The sequence below is a fragment of the Microbacterium sp. Bi128 genome (assembly GCF_918698205.1).
In genome coordinates, this window is record NZ_CAKKMM010000238.1 from 1 (window position 1) to 6,106 (window position 6,106).

Below are 6,106 nucleotides of genomic sequence, written 5' to 3' on the forward strand. Positions count from 1 at the left end.
GGATGACGCTGAGCCCGAGATCCGTGTCGGGCGAGGAGCGGTCGGCGGGAGTGGCGTGGGCGGGGATGCTGTTCCGGCTCGGGGCCGGGGTCTCGACGGTCATGCGCACAGCAGATGCCCGTCCGGGTACGCAGCGCACGCCCATTGACACACGGCGCCCGCCGTGAGTGCGCGGCCGTCGGGAGCGGGAGCGGGAGCGGGAGCGGGAGCGGGAGCGGGAGCGGGTGCGGGTGTGCGGCGGACTACGAGGCGTTGCGGGCGGCGCTGCGACGCACCAGCCCGAAGATCACGGTGCCCACGAAGAGGACGATCCCGATGATCCCGAGCCAGAGCAGTCCCTCGAACGCGAAACCCACGACCGCGAGCACCGCCCACGCGATGAGAAGGATGATGAGTACGGTCCACATGTTCGCGACTGTACGCAGCGGACTCCTCCCGCCCGGCCCGGTTCCGTTCGGTCGTTCGTTTCGCGGCCCGCTGATGGCCCACGGGACGGAAAGCGACACGACGGAACGTCACGATGGCGCACAACCGCCCCGAGCCGCGCTTGTCAAGACCTCCCGACCGTTCACCGGGGCGATGGCATCCTGAGCTGACCCTCCCGAAAGGACTGCCATGAGCATCGGAGCCGGTATCGCGCTCATCGTCATCGGCGCCATTCTCGCGTTCGCCGTGGACCTCCCCAACGACTACGTCGATCTCACGACCATCGGCTACATCATGATGGGAGCCGGTGCGGTCGTCTTTGTCATCGGTCTCGTGCTGATGGTCCGTCGTCGCCAGACCGACACCGTCACCCGCAGCGAAGGGGCGGGCAGCGCTCAGGTCACGCGTTCGACGACGCGGTCCTCGAACGACGACCTCGTCTGAACACCGCCGGGGTTCGCCCCGGCATCGAGGACCCGAATGACAGACACCGACACGACGCAACCGTCCGACCCCGCCACCGACGACCTGTTCGATGGCCGGTACCGCCTCGGACGGGTGCTCGGCGAGGGCGGATACGCGCGCGTGTACGAGGCGGTGGACACCTCGCTCGGGCGGACCGTCGCGCTGAAGGTGATCACGGGCGACGGCGCCGATCCCGCGGATGCCGCGCGCGTACGGTCCGAGATCCGGCTGCTGGCCTCGCTCTCGCATCCGTCGCTCGTGACGCTGTACGACGCCCGTCTGTCGTCTTCGCCGACCTACCTCGCGATGGAACTCATCGCCGGGCCCACGCTCACCGACCTCGTCCACCGCGGACCCGTGCCCGCGGTCGATGCCGCTCGGTACGGTCGCGAGATCGCCGAAGCGCTGTCAGTCATCCATGGCCGCGGGATCGTCCACCGCGACGTCAAACCGTCCAACATCCTGTTGCGCCCGCCCGCGCACACCGGGGAACGGGCACGGGCGACCCTCGCCGACTTCGGGATCGCCGCCCTCGTCGGGGCGACGCGCGTCACGCGGGCCGATACCGTCATCGGCACCGCGGCCTACCTCAGCCCGGAACAGGCGCGCGGAATGCCGGCCGCCCCCGCGAGCGACGTCTACTCGCTCGGACTCGTCCTGATTGAGTCGCTCACCGGACGCCGCCCGTTCGGCGGGCGAACGCCCCACGAAGCTCTGGCGGCCCGGCTGGTCTCGTCGCCCGAGATCCCCGCGTACATCCCCGCCGCCTGGCGTGCGCTGTTGACCCGCATGACGGCGATCGACCCGGCGGAGCGACCGGATGCCGCCTCCCTCGGGGCCGAGTTCCGCTCGCTCCCGAACGAATCGGTGCCGCCCGTCCCGCTCGACGAACCGTCGCCGGAGCCGCCGGACGCCCTCACCCGCACGCGGGTGCTGGCCTCGGATCCACCGCACCCGCGAGCGACCCGGGGCTGCCCGCGCTGCCCGCGCCCCTGGACCAGCACGTCGACGACCTCTGGAAGGAACTGGGCCCGTGAGTCTCCGCCGAACCGCCACGACGACGATCGCGCTCGCCGCGGTGCTCGCGCTCGCCGGATGCACGCCGCCGGCCGCCGAACCGACCGCGTGGCAGGGCGTGGTGCAGACTCTCGCGTCGCAGGCGTCGGGCGGCGATTACGCGTCGGCGTCGGCGACGCTCGATCAGCTCGACGCCGACGTGACGGCGCAGCGCGACGCCGGGAGCCTCTCCGCCGCGGAGGCCGAGGCGATCCTCGCCCGCATCGCCGTCGTCCGCGCCGATCTGTCCTCGCTCCTGCCCGCTCCGGAGCCGATCGCCGAGAGCACGCCCGAGCCGACGACCGAGAGCACCACCCCGGTCGTCGAGGACACGCCCGAGCCCACACAGAGCACCGTGGGGGACGACGATGCCTCCGATGACGAACCGACATCTCCCGACGAACCGACGACACCCGACGAACGGGGCGGAAAGGGGCCGGGGAACTCCGGTCCCGGCAAGGGCGGTCCCGGCCAGGACCGCCCCGGTGGCCCGGGCAAGAAGGACGGATGACCGGCGCGCGCCCCACCCCCTCCGGGCCATGCGAGGATTACCCGGTGCCGCGCCGAGTGACCGCTGAACTCGACCTCGATCTGGGGTCCTCCGTCGACCTCATCTTCCAGATCACCGCCGCTCAGGGCGTCCCGCTCGCGAGCGAGCAACTGACTTTCTCGCGCGGCGATCGCGTGTACACCCCGACCGAGATCATCGACCAGTCCGGAAGCCGCCTGCACCGCCTCGCGGGAGAGCAGGGTCCGCTCTCGGTGCGCTACGAAGCGGTCGTCTCCGGCGCGTCGCCGACGGTGCACACGAGCGACCTCGAGACCATCACCTACCTGCGCCCGAGCCGCTACTGCCAGTCCGACGAGGTGTTCGCCCAGGCCCGCCGGCAGTTCCGCGGACTCGCCGGCGCCGACCTGATCGCGGCGGTCTCGACGTTCGTGGCCTCCAGCGTCACCTACACGCCCGGGCTCAGCCTCGGCACCGACAGCGCCGTCACGACCCTCATGACCGGACAGGGCGTCTGCCGCGACTACGCGCACGTCGTGATCGCGCTGCTGCGCGCGATGGACATGCCGGCGCGGTACGCCGCGTGCTACGCGCCGGGGCTCGTACCGATGGACTTCCACGCCGTCGCCGAGGCCTACCTCGACGGTGCCTGGTACGTCATCGACGCGACGCGGTTGTCCGATCGCCGATCGCTCGTCCGCATCGCCACCGGGCGCGACGCCGCCGATTGCGCCTTCCTCAGCTACCACGGCGGCTACGTCGGGCTCGAGCGCATGTACGTCGACGCGGTCCTGGAAGAACAGACCCCGGATGCCACCGGCCACGACGACCACGAAGCCCTGGTGCAGATCGGCTGAGGCGGGCGTGCCGCCCGCGCGGCCTAGAATTGCAGGGTTATGGATCCCGCAGCCCTCTCCGCCGCCCTGCTCGCCGTCATCGCCCCGCTCGCCGAGGCGCGACGCGAGGGTTCGTCGTCGGGGCTGACCGCCGCCGACCTACCGCTGGAGCGGCCGAAGAACCGCGATCACGGGGACTGGGCGTCCAACGCGGCGCTGAAGCTGTCGAAGGTCGTCGGCGCGAACCCGCGCGAGTTCGCGGCGGAGATCGCCGCGGGCCTCGAGGGCGTCGCCGGCATCGCGAGCGTCGAGGTCGCCGGCCCGGGCTTCATCAACATCCGACTGGATGCCGCCGCCGCCGGCGCCCTGGCGAAGACGATCGTCGAGCAGGGGGCGGCGTTCGGATCGAACGACTCCCAGCGCGGCAACACGATCAACCTCGAGTTCGTCAGTGCCAACCCCACCGGTCCGTTGCACATCGGCCACACGCGGTGGGCCGCCCTCGGCGACGCGATCGCCCGGGTGCTGCTCGCCAGCGGAGCCACACTCGTGCGCGAGTTCTACATCAACGACGCCGGCGCCCAGATGGAGCGCTTCGGTCGCTCGGTCGTGGCGGCCCTGCACGGCGAGCCGACCCCCGAGGACGGCTACGGCGGCGCGTACATCGGGGCGCTCGCGGAGCGGGTCGCCGCCGCTCAGCCCGGCATCCGCGACCTCGACCGGGCCGAGCAGATCACCGCGGCCACCGAGCTGGCCTACGGGTTCCAGCTGGGCGAGATCCAGGCCTCGCTCGAGCGGTTCAACGTGCACTTCGACGTGTGGTTCTCGGAGCGGACGCTCCACGCGCGCGTCGACGGTCAGCCGAGCCTCGTCGACGAGGCCGTCGACCGCTTGCGCGCGCAGGGACACGTCTTCGACGACGAGGGCGCTGTGTGGGTCCGCACCACGGATTTCGGCGACGACAAGGACCGCGTCATCCGTCGTTCCAACGGCGAGTACACGTACTTCGCCGCGGATGCCGCGTACTACCTCAACAAGGGCGATCGCGGCTTCGCGCACAAGATCTACCTGCTCGGTGCCGACCATCACGGCTACGTGCACCGCTTGAAGGCGCTCGCGGGCGCGGCCGGCGACGACCCCGAGAAGGACATCGAGGTGCTCATCGGGCAGCTCGTGTCGATCAACGGCGCCAAGCTGTCCAAGCGCGCGGGCAACATCATCGAGCTCGACGACCTGCAGGAGTGGCTCGGCACCGACGCGCTGCGGTACTCCCTCGCGCGGTACCCGGCCGATTCGCCGCTGACGCTCGACCCCGAGATCCTGCAGAAGCGCACGAACGACAACCCCGTCTTCTACGTGCAATACGCCCACGCGCGCACGCACAACGTCGCTCGCAACGCCGCCGATTCGGGTGTCGACCGCTCCGAGTTCGCCCCCGAGCTGCTCGAGCACGAGACCGAGTCCGCCCTGCTGGGCGCGCTGCAGGAGTACCCGCGCGTCGTCGCGTACGCCGCAGAGGTGCGCGAGCCCCACCGCGTGGCCCGCTACCTCGAGGAGCTCGCGGGGCTCTATCACCGTTGGTACGACAACTGCCGCGTCATCCCGCTCGGCGACGCCCCGATCGAGTCCGTGCACCGCACGCGCCTGTGGCTGAACGACGCGACCGGTCAGGTGCTGCGCAACGGCCTCACGCTGCTCGGCGTCGGCGCCCCGGAGCGCATGTAGTCATGACGGATGCCACGCGGCCCCGCCGCCGGACCGGCCGGACGATCGCGATCGTCGCGGTGATCGTGGTGGTGGTCGCGGGTCTTCTCGTGGCCGCCGAGGCGATTGCGCGCTCGGCCGTGGCGAGCACGGTGCGCTCGCTCGTCGTGCAGAAGGTGGGTCTGCCCGCCGATCAGCCGGTCGACGTCGAGGTGCCGGGCATCGTCCTGCCGCAGCTGATCTCGGGCCGACTGGACGAGGTCGGGGTGTCGGCGGACGACGCCGCGATCGGGTCGCTCACCGGTGACGTCCGTGTGCGGTTGCAGGGCGTTCCGGTCGCCGGGGGCGCGGCCGCATCGGGCGGTTCGGCTTCGGTGCGCCTGGATCCCGCGCAGCTGCGGGCGCTGCTGTCGCAGATCCCCGATTTCCCGTCGGACACGGTCGGCACCGCGGCGCCCGACGTCACCCTCTCGACGCAGTTCTCGGTCTTCGGCGTCCCCATCCCGGTCGGGATCTCCCTGACCCCGGGCGCAGCCGACGGCGACCTCACACTCACGCCGTCCTCGTTCGAGCTCGGCGGCAACCGCGTGGATGCCGAGACTCTCCGCGGTCAGTTGGGCGGCGTCGCCGACGGGGCTCTGCGGACGTGGAACCTGTGCATCGCCGATCGCCTTCCCGCCGGGCTGACGCTCGACTCGGTCACCGTGCAGGGCGACGACCTCGTGGCGATGTTCGCCATCGACGGTGGCCTGCTCGACGACCCCGCGCTGCAGCAGAACGGCACGTGCGGCTGAGCCGCGCTCAGACCGACGCGCGCAGCAGACCCGCCTCGATCAGCGATTCCAGGGCCCGATCGGTGACCTCTCCGGGATCGGGGCACGCGAACGCGGCGTCGACGGCCGCGACGAGCTCGTCGCGCCGCACACCGGAGGCCGTGCGCCACAGGGTGGGCGCGACTCCCGCGAGCACCCGCAGCGTCCCGCTGCCGTCGGCGTGACCGGACAGCACCGCGAGTCGGTCGTCGGGCAGTGCGCACCAGTCGACGGCGTCCGCGCGCTGGTACCGAGTTCCGTCCCCAGGGGATCCCGGGGCGGGGTCGGCGAGCCGGAGC

At 71.6% G+C, this 6,106-nt stretch carries 7 protein-coding genes; 5 read left to right on the top strand and 2 right to left on the bottom strand.

The genetic code is table 11. The features are described 5' to 3' along the window. Nucleotides 1–242: 242 nt before the first annotated feature. Complete coding sequence (locus tag LQV45_RS15790) at nt 243–407, bottom strand: hypothetical protein (RefSeq protein ID WP_230007855.1); 165 nt, start codon at nt 405–407, stop codon at nt 243–245. Nucleotides 408–615: 208 nt separating this feature from the next. On the opposite strand from LQV45_RS15790, the gene LQV45_RS15795 reads away from it, so the two are divergent. The 5 genes from LQV45_RS15795 to LQV45_RS15815 all read left to right on the top strand — a co-directional run bounded on the left by LQV45_RS15795 (nt 616) and on the right by LQV45_RS15815 (nt 5,789). Continuing rightward, entirely contained in the window at nt 616–870 is a 255-nt protein-coding gene (locus LQV45_RS15795) for a DUF6458 family protein (RefSeq protein WP_230007856.1), read from the top strand. A gap of 36 nt (nt 871–906) precedes the next feature. Further along, complete coding sequence (locus tag LQV45_RS15800; protein WP_230007857.1) at nt 907–2,328, top strand: serine/threonine-protein kinase; 1,422 nt, start codon at nt 907–909, stop codon at nt 2,326–2,328. Between the two features lie 174 nt (nt 2,329–2,502). Further along, nucleotides 2,503–3,312 carry a transglutaminase family protein gene (locus LQV45_RS15805; protein ID WP_230007858.1) on the top strand — a complete coding sequence of 270 codons (810 nt, stop codon included), beginning with the start codon at nt 2,503–2,505 and terminating at the stop codon, nt 3,310–3,312. Nucleotides 3,313–3,351: 39 nt separating this feature from the next. Further along, the gene (locus LQV45_RS15810; protein WP_230007859.1) at nt 3,352–5,016 is read left to right on the top strand and encodes an arginine--tRNA ligase; all 1,665 of its coding nucleotides are present in this window, start codon (nt 3,352–3,354) and stop codon (nt 5,014–5,016) included. Between the two features lie 2 nt (nt 5,017–5,018). Further along, a complete protein-coding gene (locus LQV45_RS15815; protein ID WP_230007860.1) occupies nt 5,019–5,789 on the top strand; it encodes a DUF2993 domain-containing protein in 771 nt (256 codons plus the stop codon). A 7-nt stretch (nt 5,790–5,796) separates the two neighbouring features. On the opposite strand, the gene LQV45_RS15820 is transcribed toward LQV45_RS15815, so the two are convergent. Next, a partial coding sequence (locus tag LQV45_RS15820; RefSeq protein ID WP_230007861.1) for a hypothetical protein occupies nt 5,797–6,106 on the bottom strand: 310 nt, incomplete at its 5' end.

Excerpts from the sequence above, each read along its gene's own strand:
- LQV45_RS15790 (WP_230007855.1), bottom strand. The coding sequence starts at position 407 with ATGTGGACCGTACTCATCATCCTTCTCATCGCGTGGGCGGTGCTCGCG.
- LQV45_RS15795 (WP_230007856.1), top strand. The coding sequence starts at position 616 with ATGAGCATCGGAGCCGGTATCGCGCTCATCGTCATCGGCGCCATTCTC.
- LQV45_RS15800 (WP_230007857.1), top strand. The coding sequence starts at position 907 with ATGACAGACACCGACACGACGCAACCGTCCGACCCCGCCACCGACGAC.
- LQV45_RS15810 (WP_230007859.1), top strand. The coding sequence starts at position 3,352 with ATGGATCCCGCAGCCCTCTCCGCCGCCCTGCTCGCCGTCATCGCCCCG.
- LQV45_RS15815 (WP_230007860.1), top strand. The coding sequence starts at position 5,019 with ATGACGGATGCCACGCGGCCCCGCCGCCGGACCGGCCGGACGATCGCG.